Origin of the sequence: Aliivibrio kagoshimensis, assembly GCF_050337105.1 — a bacterium.
Lineage (GTDB): Bacteria > Pseudomonadota > Gammaproteobacteria > Enterobacterales > Vibrionaceae > Aliivibrio_A > Aliivibrio_A kagoshimensis.
Genome location: NZ_JAKJSQ010000023.1, coordinates 1 through 14,584, shown reverse-complemented (window position 1 = coordinate 14,584; position 14,584 = coordinate 1). Strand labels below are relative to the sequence as shown.

Here is a 14,584-nt window from a genome sequence, read left to right as displayed (position 1 = left end):
AATTGAACGGCTTTTTTATTTGAGGTATTTAGTTAGACCCGTTTAATGATCATAGCTGTGCCCATGCCACCACCAATACACAGTGATGCTAACCCATACTCACTCTGTTGTTTTTGCATCTCATACAACAGAGTTGCCAAGACTCGACCACCAGATGCACCTAAAGGGTGTCCAAGGGCGATGGCACCACCGTTAAGGTTAGTTTTATCATCAAACCAATCCAGTGACACATTATGCTGTTCAGAAAGGCCATGCATAACACCAATAGCCTGAGCAGCAAAGGCTTCATTCAACTCAAGAAGATCAATCTGTTCAAGAGACATATCAGCACGCTGCAACGCTTGCTTGATGGCAGAAACAGGACCTAACCCCATGAAAGCGGGATCAAGACCACCTTGACCACAGCTGATAATCTCAGCCAGAGGTTGCAGCTGGTATTTATCAACTGCTTGTTGTGACGCGACAATAAACGCAACCCCACCATCGTTAATGCCCGAGGCGTTACCTGCAGTGACAGAACCATTACGATCAAACGCTGGACGCAATTTTGCTAAGCTTTCCATCGATGCATCGACGCGAGGGTACTCATCACGTGCAAAGGAGAGTGATTTTCGGCGAATGGTGACCTCAACAGGGGTAATTTCATCATCAAAACGACCCGATTCAACCGCAGAGCATGCGCGCTGTTGGCTACGAAGAGCAAAGGTGTCTTGTGCTTCACGGCTAATGTTATATTGATTGGCAATGTTTTCAGCCGTGATCCCCATGTGATACTGATTAAACACATCGGTAAGTCCATCATTGATAATGGAGTCCAAGATTTTCTGATCGCCCATCTTGGCACCAAAACGGTTATTAGCACTCATCAAGTAGGGGGCTGCTGACATGTTTTCCATACCAGCCGCCACCACTAAATTGGCCTCACCGGCTTTGATTTTAGTTGCCGCTTCGATGACCGTTTTCATGCCACTGCCGCAAATCATATTGAGGGTGTAAGCAGGGACGCTATCTGGCACCCCAGCAAAGCGTGATGCTTGGCGACCCGGTCCCATTCCTTGGCCTGCACTAAGGACATTACCGACAACGACTTCATCGATATTCTCTGTGTTGATGTTTGCCTGTGCAATGGCTGCTTTTATTGCTTGACCACCAAGCTGATAAGCAGGAACGGTTGCTAAAGTGCCACCAAAACTTCCTAGCGCTGTGCGTTTCGCACCCACAATATATACTTTGCTCATCTCGTCTCCGTTAAATGACTAAACCGCCATCAATTTTTAAAGTTTGTCCCGTAATGAATGATGCGTTGTCACTGGCTAAAAATAGCACACCTTCAGCAATATCTTGAGGTTTCCCCATACGCCCTAAGGGCGTTTTGGTTTTCATATAAGTCAATACTTTTTCTGGTAAATCAACGGTCATCGGTGTTTCAATAAAACCAGGTGCTACGCAGTTAGCGCGAACTTGAGCCCCTTTACGAGAGAACTCTTTCGCCCAGCCCTTGGTCATTGCTATCACACCACCTTTCGTTGCTGCGTAATTACTTTGTCCAATATTTCCATCCGTACCCACAACGGAAGACATAGTAATAATTGAACCAACCCCTTGCTCAATCATCACCGATGAGATGGCTTGAGTCATATTGAACACACCTTTAAGGTTCACATTCATTACCATGTCCCAATCGTCTTCACTCATTCTATCGAGTAGATTGTCACGAGTGATACCGGCATTGTTAACCAATACGTCAATGTTGCCATGTTGTGCTTTAAGATCAGCAACAAAATCAGCAATGGCATCGCGATCGCAGACATTCAGTTGTGTAGCACAAACATTACTGTATTTGCACTCTAGATCAACCATCACCTCGTGGTTCATATCACACGCATAGACTTTTAAGGCACCTTGCATAGCAAATGTTTCTACGATACAGCGCCCAATGCCTTGAGCTCCTCCGGTTACGACACATATTTTATTTGCCAGCATAGTTCTCCCTTCCTTATCTGTTTTGATGCGTTGACAGCTATATTAGGGGGTGTTGCTAAGAATGATTAGGCTTAAAGAGTCAAAACACTATTTCATATATGGGGCAATTAACGTAATAAATGTGAGGATAAGGGATAATGTGACGGAGCAAACGCAATTCCGCTCTGCGGCTTTTAAACGTAACGTATTCAACATAGAGTGATCTTTTGACTCAATGTGATGTATTTATGCTCGATAAAATAGTCTACTTTATGCATGTGGTTCGTACTGGTTCGTTTAGTGCTGCGGCGACAAAATATGGTATATCCGCCTCAGCGGGTAGTCGCTGGATCATTGAGTTAGAAGAAAACATGGGAGTCAGCCTATTAAAACGATCGACTCGAAAGGTTGTCACTACGCAAGCTGGGGAGCGTTTGTTTGCACGTTTTGACCATGTAAACAACGAGATTGATGACATCTTAACGGAAATACAGAACCTAGGTAACGATGATAGGGGGGTGATTCGAATTGCATGCACTCCCTTGTTTGCGAAAAACTTTTTAAGCCGTATTGTTGGTGAGTATTTAAATCAATACCCTTATGTTTCATTCCGCATTGTCGAAACGGCTTATGATGTTGACCATATTGAGGAGTTTGATTTTTCAATTAGAGCAAATGCGACCTATCAGGGCTATCAGGAAAAAGACAGTTTGCTTGTTAAACGATCACTGCTTAAGACCCCATTAAAAGCGTGTTGCTCTCCGCTCTACATCGAACGCTTTTCTGCGCCAGAAACACCGGAAGATCTGAAAAAGCATAACTGTTTGTATGCCTCAACCTTAGTGGGGGGCAATAAGTGGGTATTTGAACGTGATGGTGAGTTTACTACGGTAGACATTGCGCAAACCGTAGAAGTCGAGGACAGTGAATTTTTGAAGACAGTGGCTCTCACCGGAGCGGGGATTGCGAATCTGCCTATTCACCTTATTGAACAAGAGTTGGAAAATGGCCAACTTATTCCAGTTCTTGATGACTACAGTAATAGCCTGTTTGAATTTAACCTCTACTTTAGACCCAGAAAACAGATGCCGATACGATGTGTAAACTTCAAAGAGTTTCTGATCAAACGTGTTGACGAGATCAGCCAAGAGTCAACGTAATGGTCAATAGACTGAAACATTTATCCCTACTACGCACGTTACTCTCATTATTATCCCAATAATGAAATTATATTTCCGCTAAACACCTATTTTCTCACCAATATCAAGATTGTAAGCTTTAATTCTACACTAGGTGGCATTTGCTGAACGGCAGTTGGTGACTGGAATAAATCAAGATTAAAGGATGATATGATGAGAGTGAATGAACTCACCGCACAGCAAGCAGCCAACTTAATCAAAGATGAAGATAGGGTCATTCTAGGCGGATTCATTGGTGCCGTCGTTCCTGAAGCTATCGAACAAGCCATTGGTGAACGCTTTCTAGCAACGGGTCATCCCAAAAATTTGGAGATCTACTTTACCGCTGGTCAAGGTGATGGAAAAGACAGAGCGATTAACCACCTCTCCCATTTAGGTATGGTCAGCATGGCGTTGGGTGGGCACTGGGGCTTGATTCCACACTTACAAAAATTGGCTAATGATAATCAAATTCAAGGTTATAACTTTCCTCAAGGGGTGATTGCCCAGCTGCTACGTGATTCTGCTGCGGGCAAACCAGGAACCCTCTCTCATGTCGGATTGGGCACGTTTGTTGATCCTCGAGTTGAAGGGGGGAAAATCAATCGTGTCACTACAGAGGATCGAGTGTCACTGATCAACATACACGATCGTGAATACCTCTTTTACAACCGGCTTGATGCCAATGTTGCTCTGTTACGTGGAACCACTGCCGATGAAAATGGCAACATTACCATGGAAGATGAGTGTCTTTTTTTAGAAAATTTAGCGGCAGCTCAGCTGGTCACCAATATGGGTGGTACGGTGATTGTTCAAGTAAAAAGAGTCGTAAAAGCAGGAGAACTGCCGCCACAACAGGTACGTATTCCAGGGATATTTGTTAACGCTGTGGTGGTGGCTGAAGGGGAAGATCATATGCAGACTTTCGCTGAACAGATGAACCCCGCCTACTGCATGGCTGGAAATGGCCAGTCAGAGAAGTCGTTGCCACGTGAGTTAGATGCTAAGAAGATCATCGCTCGTCGTGCAGCCATGGAGCTCAAACAAGGGGCTATTTTAAATTACGGTATTGGTGCTCCTGAAGTGATTGCCAGTATTACCGATGAAGAGGGGATCACCGATCAAGTGATTGCAACTGTTGAACCCGGTGCGATTGGTGGAACGCCAGCGGGTGGATTGAGTTTTGGAGCCGCTGCTTATCCCGAGGCAGTGATCACACAAGATCAGATGTTTGATTTCTATGATGGTGGTGGCATCGACCAAGCCTTTCTCGGCTTAGCTGAGTGCAATCAAAATGGTGACCTTAATGTATCAAAGTTTGGCGATAAAATCGCAGGCTGCGGTGGTTTTATTAATATCACGCAAAATGCCAAACAGGTGTTCTTTTGTGGCACTTTTACCGCAGGAAACTTGCAGATAGAAACAGGCAATGGCGAGCTACGTATCATCAATGAAGGAAAGGTAAAAAAGCTCATCCAAGAGGTTGGACAGATAACCTTCTCAGCGAATATTGCCAGAATGAACAACAAACCTGTTCTGTATATCACTGAGCGTGCCGTCTTTCGGTTGGCGGACGAAGGGCTTGAGTTAATCGAGATAGCGCCAGGCATCGATCTGCACAAAGATATCCTTGAGCAGATGAACTTCTCCCCCCTCATTAGTTCAGAGCTGACGTTGATGGATGAGCGTATCTTTATTGATAAGCTTATGGGATTATCGATAACACGCTAGCGTCATGTGGCGTAGTTGCAATCCGTTCAGTTTTTGGAGTAGTCATGGTCATTGAACCTATTATCAAAGGGGTAGTTGCTCGTAATGCACATCCTATTGGTTGCCAGCAAGCGATATTAAATCAGATTGAATATGTGGAAAAAGGAGTCCCAATTACTGAAGGACCTAAAAAAGTCCTCATTTTGGGAGCCTCTTCCGGCTTCGGATTAGCGTCACGTATCTCGTTGGCTTTTGGTGGCGCTGCTGCCGATACCATTGGCGTCTCTTTTGAACGTGGACCCAGTGAAAAGGGAGTAGGAACCGCGGGCTGGTATAACAACATCTTTTTCCGTGAAGAGGCTGAAAAGCAGGGCTTAATTGCAAAGAACTTTGTTGGCGATGCTTTTTCAGAAACGACACGTGCACAGGTGATTGATTACATTAAATCGGAGTTTGGTGGCTCGGTGGATCTGGTGGTATACAGTTTGGCAACTGGGGCTCGGCCGAATCCAGAAACGGGTGAACTGTGGCGATCGGCAATTAAAACACTGGGTAACCCAGTGACTGGCCCAACAATCAATATTGAAACCGATACCATGGAGCAGATGACCGTTGGCAGCGCCACTGAAGAGGAGGCTGTTGCCACTGAAAAGGTGATGGGCGGAGAAGACTGGGCCAGCTGGATCGCGATTCTTTCAGATGCAGGTGTACTTGGAAAAGGGTGTAAAACGCTCGCCTACTCCTACATTGGCGCGAAAAGCACCTATCCAATCTATCATCAAGGGACACTTGGAAAAGCCAAAATGCATCTGCATGCCACTGCAGATGAGCTCAATCACCAAATGGCTAAGAGTGGTGGAAGTGCTCATGTCGCGGTTTGCAAGGCCTTGGTCACCAAAGCGAGCGTCTATATCCCCGCATTCTCTCCTTACATTTTGGCACTCTATAAAGTGATGAAAGCGAACGGTACACATGAAGGGTGTATTGAGCAGATGCAAAGGCTCTTCTCGCAACGTGTGTACGGAAATTTGTCGACACCAAGTGTTGACGAACAACGTTTAATTCGAATTGATGACTGGGAACTTGAAGACGATACTCAACGGCAAGTGGACCAGCTGATCGAGCAGATCACACCGGATAATTTTATGACCGTAGGGGATTATCAAGGTTACAAAAATGATTTCATGCAACTCAATGGCTTTGATTTACCCAATGTCGATTACCAAGCCGATGTCGATTTTGATGCGCTTTGTCAGTTGAAACCGTAACACTTAACTCGATATAAAAACGCCCTAACACACTGAGTGTGTTAGGGCGTTGTTTTATATGGCGCTCCCGACAGGATTCGAACCTGTGACCTGCCCCTTAGGAGGGGAGTGATATAAGCAATTGTGAATATTGAGCTAAAAAAGGTGGTGTCCCTGGGGCGATTCGAACGCCCGACCCTTCGCTTAGGAGGCAAATGCTCTATCCAGCTGAGCTACAAGGACACGAATTTCATATTCTATCATTTTTATTTTAAAACCAACAACAAAGCTGAATTGATTTGAACTTAGTTGCGAGTTTTTTAAGCAAGTAAAGTGCAGTTAGATTAGAAAGTAATCTGTGTTTTGTTTTTTGAAAGGGTAAACTACCCGAATTCAGTCACACGTAGATTCTTTATCATTAAATCACGAGGAATGTATAAGCAATGTTCAAGCGCTTTGTAGTTGRRCACATYAATAAACAGTCAGGCGTTAATCAGGGCGTTTTAGGTGTTGCGTACCGCCTTAGTCGAGAGGAYCAGCTTAAAGATGCTGACAAAATCGATCTTGATAGTCACCTAGTATGGTTAATGGATTCTTTTACTATCCCAGATRTTTTTGACRAGCCAGAAAGYTTGAAAGGTGTCTGYTGGTTTAAGGATWCTGCGGTTGACATCATTGATCATGTAATCGCTATCATTCCTTACGTGGAAGCGTGTGGCTTCGTAGTTACAGAGTTATCATCTAATCTTCCTGGTCTCATCATTTATGAAGACGATTCTCAGATTGTGGCTATTCCAAATAATGACCAAGATTGAAAGCTATCTAAGCACAAAATAGCCGCAGGGACTTATATCATTGTGTCACTCGTTCCAGTCCACCTTACAGTCAGCTGCCCCGTGCTGACTATTTGCATACATTTTGCCCTAGCTAACTAATAGTATAAGTAAAAAGTGATATTCTGAATTGTATAAATGGCTATTTAGTGAAAGCATGAGATTACATATCACCGGGAATGCAGGTTCGGGTAAGACGACGCTGGCTAAGCAACTCGGTCTCATTCTGAATATGCCAGTAGCTAGCTTAGATAGTGTAGTTTGGAAAGAGGGGTGGGCTGCGGCTTCAAAAGAAGAGCGAGCGCTTGGTGAGCAACAATTGCTAACTAAAGAGAGTTGGTTAATTGAGGGGGTATCAAAAACAGTTCGAGAGAAGGCGGATTTTGTAATCTTTCTTGATGTACCAAGACAGATTTGTTTGCTTCGCTGTTTCAGGCGTAACTTGCCATATTTATTCAAATCTCGACCAGAGCTTCCTGCTAACTGTCCGGAAATCCTAATCATACCTAAGTTAATTAAGCTGATTTGGATGTTTCCCACACTGGCTAAGCCATCCATATTGAAATCTATGTCGCTACAAAGAGGCATTGTATTCAGCAAAGCTGCAAAATTAGATGACCTTGTTGCTCATATAAAAGCCGAGTTGGATGGGGCTGGAACGACCACCAAGCGTGAAACTTAATATTGTTAGGTGTGCCAACATACTAATTAAAGGAAACCTCAGTATGGATGTCTTTGTTCCAGGTGGAAAAATTCATACAGTTAATCTGGGCACGTCGAAAAAATCGTTACTTGTTATCCACGGAGGTCCAGACTGGGATCACTCATACCTCAGAAGTGCAGGTGAATTACTTTCCTTGAATCGTAAAGTGATTTTATTCGATATTCGAGGATGCGGTAAATCTTCTAAGTTTGAAGACATTTCGCAATATACCATTGATAACATAGTGGCTGATATAAAGTGCATCCTTAATGCTTATGGTATTGCCTGCTGTGATGTTCTCGGATTTTCTTTTGGTGGCGTTGTTGCAACACATTTACTCGACCAACACCCTGAACTTGTGGATAAATTGATACTTGCATCTACAACATGCTTTGAAGACTACCAAGATGATCTAAATGGATTGCCTGAGTATCTTGATAGAAATACACCTGAGATCCAAAACTTAGTAAGATACTCTTTTACAAAGGCTCCTGCTATAGACGATGAACCCAGTCGAACCATGGCATTAAAAACGATTTCTCTTGATGTTTATGATCTTGATAAGTTAGATAGTATCAAATTAACAATAGAACGAGTTACATTTTCAAGCGAGTGGATTAAGGCATTTAGAAAAGGTTTAATTAAAACTAAGACGTTAGATGGAGTTGAGATAGTTGGAAGAAAAAACACAAATGTACTTATCATACATGGTGAAAAAGATTTTCGTTTTCCAGTTTCAGCTGCGATTAAACTCCATGGATTATTGCCGAAGACAAAATTGGTGATTTTGGCTGATGTAGGCCATTTAGCACACCTTGAAAAACAAGATAAATGGGTTGATGAGATAAACAAATTTCTGAATTAATCAGCAATGTAACGAAATGCTTTGCAGGTAACTTTGTCTTAAGAAAAACAATTGAGTTTATAGCTTGGTGTTTTTTAGTACCTAGGGTGTTATAATATCAATTCCCGTAAACCATCGGTTTGCTTTATACGTAATATTCACACCTTAGGTGCTAATATGTCATCCAAAATAAACTGGTTGGTTACCCATACATCTCCAGGAGACCTTGTGCTACAGCAGTGGCTGACTGAGAACGGAGTTAGCTACTCCTTAGCGAAAAAGTATGCGCAGAGTGGCTGGCTTAAGAAGCTAGGTTCGGGTGTTTATTATCGCCCAAGCGCAAGAGATGATATAAAGCTAGGGTGGGTCGATGCCTTGCAAGCGACGGACATACAGTTACACCTTCCTATTCATCTTGCCGGATTAGGTAGCTTAACTCACCAAGGCTTGAGCCACTACCTACAACTAGGCAAAGAGCAAGTTTGGATTGGGGTGAAGAACAAACAATCGTTGCCTAAGTGGTTTCGCGAATTTTCTAACCAACACTGGTTTTATTGTGGGAACCATAAGCTTCAGATGATTCCCGAAAAGGACTTGAAGATCATTACAGTTAAAGGGAAAGAGCTAAAAGCTAGTTGTCCCGAACTTGCTGCTTACGAAGTTGTTGATGCAATTGGTAAGAAAATTTCGTTTGAGCATACAGCAGAACTTTTCCAAGGGTTGGTCTACCTTAGCCCTAGAAAAGTGCAATCCCTTCTTGAGCGCAGTCGCTCAGTTCAAACCAACAGGGTGTTCTTGTTTCTGAGCCATTATCACGGCCATCAGTGGGCCCAGCGTCTTAATGAAACAAAGATCGAACTGGGCACAGGGAAGCGTCAGGTTGTAGAGAAAGGACGATTTGATGAGCGCTACCAAATCACAGTGCCAGAAACACTGAGTGTAAAACAAGAAGAACAAAATAATGGATAGAGATAGCCCTTACTACAAGCAGGTTTCATTGCTTATTAGAATGTTGCCAGTAGTCGCAACAGAGCCTGTATTTGCACTAAAAGGTGGTACGGCTATCAACCTGTTTGTGAGAGATTTCCCACGTTTATCTGTGGACATCGATCTTGCTTATCTCCCTCTTGATCCCAGAGCTGAAGCTCTAGAAAATGTAAAAGCAGCACTACAACGGATTACAGATTTAATCAATGCTCAACCAGATACTCGAGCTGTGTTACAGGATCAAAAAGTAGATGAGCTTCGTATTGTTGTTACGAGTCTAAATGCAACAATTAAAATTGAAGTCTCTCCGGTAGCAAGAGGTACGCTGCATAAACCGGATAATTTGTCTGTACAAGAATCAGTCGAAGAAGAGTTTGGTTACGCTGAGATTTTGGTAGTTAGTTTGCCAGATTTATATGGGGGAAAGCTATGTGCAGCAATGGATCGTCAGCATCCTCGTGACTTGTTTGATGTCCGTATGTTGCATATAGAGGAAGGTATTTCTCGAGATATTTTTGTTGGATTCATAACGTACGTATTAAGCCATCCAAGACCTATTAATGAGGTAATGGCTCCTAATTGGAAGCCGCTTGATGAGAAGTTTCAAGCAGAGTTTGATGGAATGACTTTTGAACCGGTTAAGCTAAAAGACTTAATTGCTGTAAGGCCAGCAATGGTAGCTGCACTACAAACCCATTTCACCGAAACAGATCGCACATTTTTGTTGTCCTTCAAGCAAGGGAACCCTGATTGGGCATTGTTTGAGTACCCTGATGCAGCAGAACTACCAGCTATACGCTGGAAGTTGCAAAACATAGCTAAATTGGCTAAGAATCAAGAAAAACATACAGAGCAGTTAGCTAAATTAAAGGTAGTGCTTGATGAGTGGCTTAGTCAAGCCAATGCTACTTAACCTGTATTAAAGGATTAAAAGACCCCTAGGCCCAAGCTAAAGCCCCGATAATAGGTGCTGATTTAAAGTGAGAGTTTAGGGTCTCCCCTGTGCCACGAGAGCTTAGAGGGGGTAAGCTCTCGATAATGGTTAAGCCTTAGAGTGACTTATTCAATCTGTATGTGCATTACATCGCCAATTTGAACGCTGCTAGCAAGTTGTGGTTGATTGATCTCCAGCTCTGCACCCTGTTCGTATATTCGGGTGACTGTCAAAGTAATGGCGGTTTTTGATACCTTGTTTCTTGGCAGTCCACGTTGGTCGATAAACGAACTGGTGTGCCAAAGATCTAACGTGTCGCCTTGTTGTACCCCATGGATACGCCCAAGATCGATGCTGACTTTATTACCTCTGACAGCAACCACTTGCGGCAGTGTCATCTTACACGCGAATTCCCCTTCTAAATCGAGCATTATATTTCGGCTGACTCTCAGGATCATCTGACCGTAACTAGAAGTCCAAAAACGGGCACTTTTAGTGTCTACATGACTGGTTTTTGCAAAGGGCCACTCAGCGATTTCACGGTAGTTATTTTGGTAGATCGTCTGTCCAGTTTTGCCATCAATAACAAACATACTGAGGGCGAATTGACGATTGGTTTGATCGCTTTGCAGGAGTTTTTGGTCAATAGTGGCACTTAAATCGGTAATAGAGCCGCCAATAATATAGTGCGCGCCAGTGTCTTCGGCGATCATCTTCATGGTGGATGGTCGATCTTGGCGTATCTCTAAGTCCGTCACACCCACAGAGATGAATGACTGAGATTCTGTGTTTATTTGTCGAGTGAAAAGGGCACTTAGGTCATCCCCAATTTGATAAATTTTTCCCATTACCGCTTGCTGCGGAGAGACAAGATCAATATTGCCGACCAAGAAGGTCTTTTTATATTGTGTTGTGTGGCAACTGTTTGCCGACGGGTAGATGTCCATCCTCGCCGTTAGGTAATATTTGCCGTCTTTTGTGCGTTCGTTAACTATTTGAATTTGGCGAACTTCACTGTTGCTAAATTGATAGTCATCTTCACCCTTTTCTAAGAAAGGACGTAGGTGCTTAAGGCTACTCATGTCGCCGCCAGAGAAGACCATTGCTTGATAGGTTGCGTCTTCAAGTGCTAATAACCTTGCCTCGCTCTCATTCGATAAAATGGTTGAGCTGCCAGTCACTTCATACCAAGCCGCTTGTGCTGATATTGTGTAACTAGCTGTAAATATGAAGATTATGTATAAAAATATTCTTTTCATCTGATTTATTACCAAGTGGGTATGAATTTTGCAAAGTATCAAACAGTGAACGAATTATGATGTACTTTAGATAGATTGCCTAGTTACAAAAGCAATTTTTGTTCCAAATTATTAAGACTCGTAATGGTTAGTCAGTGTAACGGTTACGTAGCAATAGAACTTACAGAGTTTTCTGGAGAAATAGAATGAGAGTATTCACAATATTGATATTAGCGTTAATGGTTACCTCGTGTGCCTATTCGCCAATATATAATGGTAAAGAACCCTATTCAGGCAGCCGCTTTATGTTATTAGATAATCCGACCCATACCATGGATTATTTTGTTGATAGCCTTACTGATCAATTAGTGACCTCGAATACTGGCATGTCTTCACGAACGCCAATAGCGATTACCTCATTTGTTGATTTACAGCAGGTGGATCAAACCAACTGGTTAGGTAACTCTGTGACTGAAGGTTTTATGTTTCAGCTTCAGCGTCGCGGGTTCAAGGTTATTGATTATAAAACCACAGGGAATATCCGAGTGACTGATAAGGGAGATTTCGCCTTTAGTCGAGATTGGAAAGACCTAGTGCAAGAGCAAGAGGTGGATTACGTTCTTACCGGCACGATGTTGCGACAAGATGGTGGTGTGTGGATCAATGCTCGTGTTATCGGAATGCAGACAAGGGTTGTGGTTGCATCGGCACAGGGCTTCTTGCCTTCCGATCGAATTGGTCGAGATTTGGATACATTGAACTCGATGAGAATGGAAGATGGAGTGTTGATTCGTAACGATGCGAAATTGACCACTCGTGAAACGACCATTTTAAAGCCTTAGGAGAGCGTTATGCGTAATTGGTTTATTATTATTACTTTGCTGTTAACGGGTTGTGTTCCATTCTCTGAAATGCGTGAACAGAACGTTATTCATGCCGTTGGTTATGCCAGCATCAATGATCAGATGGGGCGCAGTAAAGAAGAGAAGAGTATTAAGGCCATGCGAGCCTCTAAGATTGATGCTTATCGAGAGTTAACAGAGCAAGTGTACGGCATGCGCATCAGCGGTCAGATCCAGACTCGTAATCAGAAGCTGGGTGTTGAGAATACGAGTGGTGCGGTAGACGGGATTATTCGTGCTGCCAAAGTGGTGAAGAGTTACCCTATAGGTGATAGCTACGTGACTGAGATGTCACTGGATCTCGACAAGATGGAAGAGATGAAACAACACGGTGAGGTGCACTCAGTACCATCGACTCAAAAGAGAACGACACTCTTCTAGCAGTAATATTTTGAGTTTGAATATCAAAAACAGTCAGAAATGGCTGTTTTTTTTGTTTGAGAATATACAAACAGTGGGGTGGAAAAAAGAAGGTGAGTTAGGCTTTAATGTTGGTCCCTAGGGAAGTGATATTTTTTGTTTGACCACTGCTGGTGTAGGTCATCCCTGATTTTCCTCGGCTTTGTTGGAGCATGTTATTCAATTTGTTGTTACTAAGTTGGGCCCGCTGTAAGGCTTCGCCGTTGGTGAGGTTCTCTTGTTGGCAGTCGTGCATCATGGATTGCACTTCTTTTACTTGCTGGTTTAGGACTTCATCATCTAAAAGCAATTGTCTATCAGGATGGCTGCCTAATAGGTTGTCTTGTTGTTGGATCTGATTAAGTAGTTCTAGTTTTTCTTGTGCAACTTGTTCAATTTGTTGCGGTTTCCTTTCAGCTATCGCTTGCCTCTCTCTTACAAGCAATGTCGAAAAGGAGAGAACGATTCTCTTCTGCTGTTCTAACAACTCAGAAAGAGATAGTCCCATGTTACAAACCTGTTAGTTCTTCTTCAAATTTCATCATATTGACCGCCAGCTTTTCAGGATCGATCGTGTATGAGCCACTTTTTATTGCATCTTTAATTGAGTCAACTTTAGCACTATCAAATTGTGGCTCAGCGGCAAGCTGTTGGTGATATTGACCAATTGCTTTACCTTGGTTGCTTAAAGAGACGGCGTCACTGTTATTCGTAACGGATTCATTGGAAGAAGCAGATTGCTTCTTTACGTTTTGCTCAGATGAAGCCTGAGTTCTGCTGCTAGTCATAGGCTGACTTGCGCGAAGGTGATCAATACTTGCCATGATTAAAGCCTTTTTCTGCCATTATTGTCGTTGCTGTCTAATTGTATCGACGATGTTAACGCTTTCTTTAGTGCTTTTTGTAAAAAGAGTGTCAATTAAAAGCGTACACTAATTTCACCAACATTTGTGACTACTCCTTCGATTATACGCTTTGATTTGTCATTTTTCACTTTTACTTGCTCACCAAGAGATCCATCGTTTAAAGCTGTGCCCTTCGTCACGATACTTAGATCTCCTTTCACTGCTTTTATGATAACTTTATCATTGCGGCACACTAAGCAAATATCGCCCTTTTCAATAGCCTCACCCATGCGTACACTACGCTTTACTCTAGAACCAATTAATTTACTCTTTTCAGTAAATCCGCCTTTTCGATATGTGTTAGAGTTCACCATTGTTGAGGTCAGATCTGACGATGAGATTACCGTTCCTCTCGAGAGAGGAATCACAGCTGTAATCAGTGGAATCATTAACTTAGTTCTTACCGGGACATAGACACGCCACTGATCAGGCAGGCATTGAACTAAAATGGATGAATTGTCCGATGCTTTTTTGTTTCCTGGTAGGGAGGTAATCAGTGTTTCTGGGCAATCAGTGGCTTTTATTCTTGAGTCTAAATATCCGGCTTCAATAGATAAAATACCGTTTTCAGGTTGAACCACTATTGAACGCACATGAGCTATTGCAGCCGTTTTTATTGCATCAAGTTGCGTATTGGTTGCCGCTTTCAGAAAAGAACTAAAGAAAAATATTGTAATGCCGATACAAAAAAGTCTACTAAAATGAATTGTAGATGATACATTTAGAAAGGAATGTACTTTAT

The 14,584-nt window shown here is 42.8% G+C and carries 15 protein-coding genes and 1 tRNA gene; 9 read left to right on the top strand and 7 right to left on the bottom strand.

Features of this window, described 5'->3' with window-relative positions:
• Positions 1-32: 32 nt before the first annotated feature.
• A complete protein-coding gene (locus L4C32_RS09625) occupies positions 33-1,238 on the bottom strand; it encodes an acetyl-CoA C-acetyltransferase (RefSeq protein WP_428196659.1) in 1,206 nt (401 codons plus the stop codon).
• Positions 1,239-1,248: 10 nt separating this feature from the next.
• Positions 1,249-1,983 (bottom strand): 3-oxoacyl-ACP reductase FabG, encoded by a 735-nt coding sequence (fabG, locus tag L4C32_RS09620; RefSeq protein ID WP_428196658.1) that lies wholly within the window; start codon positions 1,981-1,983, stop codon positions 1,249-1,251.
• A 227-nt stretch (positions 1,984-2,210) separates the two neighbouring features.
• Here fabG and L4C32_RS09615 point away from each other — a divergent pair, with 227 nt between their 5' ends.
• The 3 genes from L4C32_RS09615 to fabV all read left to right on the top strand — a co-directional run bounded on the left by L4C32_RS09615 (position 2,211) and on the right by fabV (position 6,118).
• On the top strand, positions 2,211-3,122 hold the full coding sequence (locus L4C32_RS09615) for a LysR family transcriptional regulator (protein ID WP_428196657.1): 912 nt from the start codon (positions 2,211-2,213) through the stop codon (positions 3,120-3,122).
• 192 nt (positions 3,123-3,314) lie between these two features.
• Positions 3,315-4,871 (top strand): acyl CoA:acetate/3-ketoacid CoA transferase, encoded by a 1,557-nt coding sequence (locus L4C32_RS09610; protein ID WP_428196702.1) that lies wholly within the window; start codon positions 3,315-3,317, stop codon positions 4,869-4,871.
• A gap of 44 nt (positions 4,872-4,915) precedes the next feature.
• Entirely contained in the window at positions 4,916-6,118 is a 1,203-nt protein-coding gene (gene fabV, locus L4C32_RS09605) for an enoyl-ACP reductase FabV (protein ID WP_428196656.1), read from the top strand.
• Between the two features lie 145 nt (positions 6,119-6,263).
• Here fabV and L4C32_RS09600 read toward each other — a convergent pair.
• A tRNA-Arg gene (locus tag L4C32_RS09600) sits at positions 6,264-6,340 on the bottom strand.
• 747 nt (positions 6,341-7,087) lie between these two features.
• Between L4C32_RS09600 and L4C32_RS09595 the strand changes: the two genes are divergently transcribed.
• From L4C32_RS09595 to L4C32_RS09580, 4 genes are all read left to right on the top strand, one after another.
• The gene (locus L4C32_RS09595) at positions 7,088-7,612 is read left to right on the top strand and encodes a P-loop NTPase family protein (RefSeq protein ID WP_428196655.1); all 525 of its coding nucleotides are present in this window, start codon (positions 7,088-7,090) and stop codon (positions 7,610-7,612) included.
• A gap of 43 nt (positions 7,613-7,655) precedes the next feature.
• The gene (locus L4C32_RS09590; RefSeq protein WP_428196654.1) at positions 7,656-8,498 is read left to right on the top strand and encodes an alpha/beta fold hydrolase; all 843 of its coding nucleotides are present in this window, start codon (positions 7,656-7,658) and stop codon (positions 8,496-8,498) included.
• Positions 8,499-8,654: 156 nt separating this feature from the next.
• Positions 8,655-9,446, top strand: a complete 792-nt coding sequence (locus L4C32_RS09585) for a type IV toxin-antitoxin system AbiEi family antitoxin (protein ID WP_428196653.1) — start codon at positions 8,655-8,657, stop codon at positions 9,444-9,446.
• Positions 9,439-10,377, top strand: a complete 939-nt coding sequence (locus tag L4C32_RS09580; protein WP_428196652.1) for a nucleotidyl transferase AbiEii/AbiGii toxin family protein — start codon at positions 9,439-9,441, stop codon at positions 10,375-10,377. Before L4C32_RS09585 ends, L4C32_RS09580 begins: the two co-directional genes overlap by 8 nt.
• Before the next feature lie 146 nt (positions 10,378-10,523).
• On the opposite strand, the gene L4C32_RS09575 is transcribed toward L4C32_RS09580, so the two are convergent.
• Complete coding sequence (locus L4C32_RS09575) at positions 10,524-11,657, bottom strand: flagellar assembly protein FlgT (RefSeq protein ID WP_428196651.1); 1,134 nt, start codon at positions 11,655-11,657, stop codon at positions 10,524-10,526.
• A 185-nt stretch (positions 11,658-11,842) separates the two neighbouring features.
• On the opposite strand from L4C32_RS09575, the gene L4C32_RS09570 reads away from it, so the two are divergent.
• Entirely contained in the window at positions 11,843-12,478 is a 636-nt protein-coding gene (locus tag L4C32_RS09570; RefSeq protein ID WP_428196650.1) for a FlgO family outer membrane protein, read from the top strand.
• 9 nt (positions 12,479-12,487) lie between these two features.
• Positions 12,488-12,919, top strand: coding sequence for an LPP20 family lipoprotein (locus L4C32_RS09565; RefSeq protein WP_428196649.1), 432 nt, complete (start codon positions 12,488-12,490; stop codon positions 12,917-12,919).
• Between the two features lie 97 nt (positions 12,920-13,016).
• On the opposite strand, the gene L4C32_RS09560 is transcribed toward L4C32_RS09565, so the two are convergent.
• From L4C32_RS09560 to flgA, 3 genes are all read right to left on the bottom strand, one after another.
• On the bottom strand, positions 13,017-13,445 hold the full coding sequence (locus L4C32_RS09560; protein WP_428196648.1) for a flagella synthesis protein FlgN: 429 nt from the start codon (positions 13,443-13,445) through the stop codon (positions 13,017-13,019).
• A gap of 1 nt (position 13,446) precedes the next feature.
• A complete protein-coding gene (gene flgM / locus L4C32_RS09555; protein ID WP_428196647.1) occupies positions 13,447-13,761 on the bottom strand; it encodes a flagellar biosynthesis anti-sigma factor FlgM in 315 nt (104 codons plus the stop codon).
• Positions 13,762-13,856: 95 nt separating this feature from the next.
• Positions 13,857-14,519, bottom strand: a complete 663-nt coding sequence (flgA, locus tag L4C32_RS09550; RefSeq protein WP_428196701.1) for a flagellar basal body P-ring formation chaperone FlgA — start codon at positions 14,517-14,519, stop codon at positions 13,857-13,859.
• Positions 14,520-14,584: the final 65 nt, after the last annotated feature.